We start from the raw sequence: 1,427 nt of genomic DNA, 5'->3' as shown, positions 1-1,427 counted from the left end.
CTGGTCGAGCCGGACATGCGCGGGGACCCGATGTCGCCGCTGCGCTGGACGACCAAGTCGACCCGGAACCTGGCCGACGAGCTGACGCGCCAGGGACACAAGGTCAGTGCCGACACGGTCGGTGACCTGCTGCGGGAGGCGGGCTTCAGTCTGCAGGCCAACTCCAAGACCGTCGAGGGCAAGCAGCACCCGGACCGGGACGCCCAGTTCCGCTACATCAACGACCGGGCCAAGGACCACATCGGGGCCGGAGATCCGGTGATCAGCGTGGACAGCAAGAAGAAGGAACTGGTCGGCCAGTACAAGAACGCCGGGCGGGAGTGGCAGCCGGCGGGCGACCCGGTCAAGGTCAAGACCCACGACTTCCTTGACCGGCAGGGCCCGGGCAAGGCGATCCCGTACGGGATCTACGACATCGCGACGAACACCGGCTGGGTCAGCGTCGGCACCGACCACGACACCGCCGCGTTCGCGGTGGAATCCATCCGCCGCTGGTGGCAGGCCCGCGGCCGACACGACTACCCGCACGCCACACGGCTGTTGATCACCGCCGACGCGGGCGGTTCCAACGGCTACCGCACCCGCGCCTGGAAGGCCGAACTCGCCGCCCTGGCCACCGAAACCGGCCTGGACATCACAGTGTGTCACCTACCTCCGGGCACATCGAAGTGGAATCGGATCGAGCACCGGCTGTTCTCCCATATCTCCATGAACTGGCGCGGCAGGCCCCTGAGCAGCCATGACGTCATCGTGGAGACGATCGCGGCGACCACCACCCGCACCGGCCTGAGGGTCGAGGCCCGCCTCGACACCGACAGCTACGACACCGGCGTGAAGGTCACCGATGCCCAGATCGACGCGCTGGCGATGAGCCGACACCGCTTCCACGGCGACTGGAACTACACCCTGAACGCCCGCTCGGCCCCCGGCACGGCAGTACCCACCGCCCCCGCGGCCCCTCGTCCACCGCAAGACGACGAGCTGTTCCCCCTCGGCCGACTCCGTGACCCAGAACTCACCGGCATGACGATCCCGCAGCTGAACGCGCTGATCAGCGCGGTGACTCCCGCACTGATGTCACGCCGGGAGCAGGGCCGGCACACACGACGCGGCGGCGAGCGCCGCCGCCTTCCCGGCGCAGGCCCCAAAGACCGACTCCCCACCCAGGACCGAATCCTGGCCACCGTGCTCTACCAGCGAAAACTCGGCACACACCGCCTCATGGCCGAACTCTTCGGCATCGACAGAAGCACCCTCAGCCGAGCGGTCCAAGAAGTACAGCCCCTGCTCACTGAACACGGCTACACCATCCCACCGTCAACCGTCCGGTTCCGCACACCGACGGACGTCGCAGCCCACCTCGACCAATACGGAACCCACCTCCCGACCCGGATCAAACCCGCATGTTGATTCTCTGCGGGCCCTTA

1 protein-coding gene is annotated in these 1,427 nt (G+C 67.7%); it reads left to right on the top strand.

Going from position 1 to position 1,427, the window contains the following annotated elements:
• A partial coding sequence (locus tag ACFC8N_RS48900; RefSeq protein WP_376296109.1) for an ISAzo13 family transposase occupies positions 1–1,410 on the top strand: 1,410 nt, incomplete at its 5' end.
• Positions 1,411–1,427: the final 17 nt, after the last annotated feature.

This window comes from Streptomyces sp. NPDC055966 (assembly GCF_042269865.1).
GTDB lineage: Bacteria > Actinomycetota > Actinomycetes > Streptomycetales > Streptomycetaceae > Streptomyces.
This window is presented reverse-complemented; position numbering and strand designations above follow the sequence as displayed.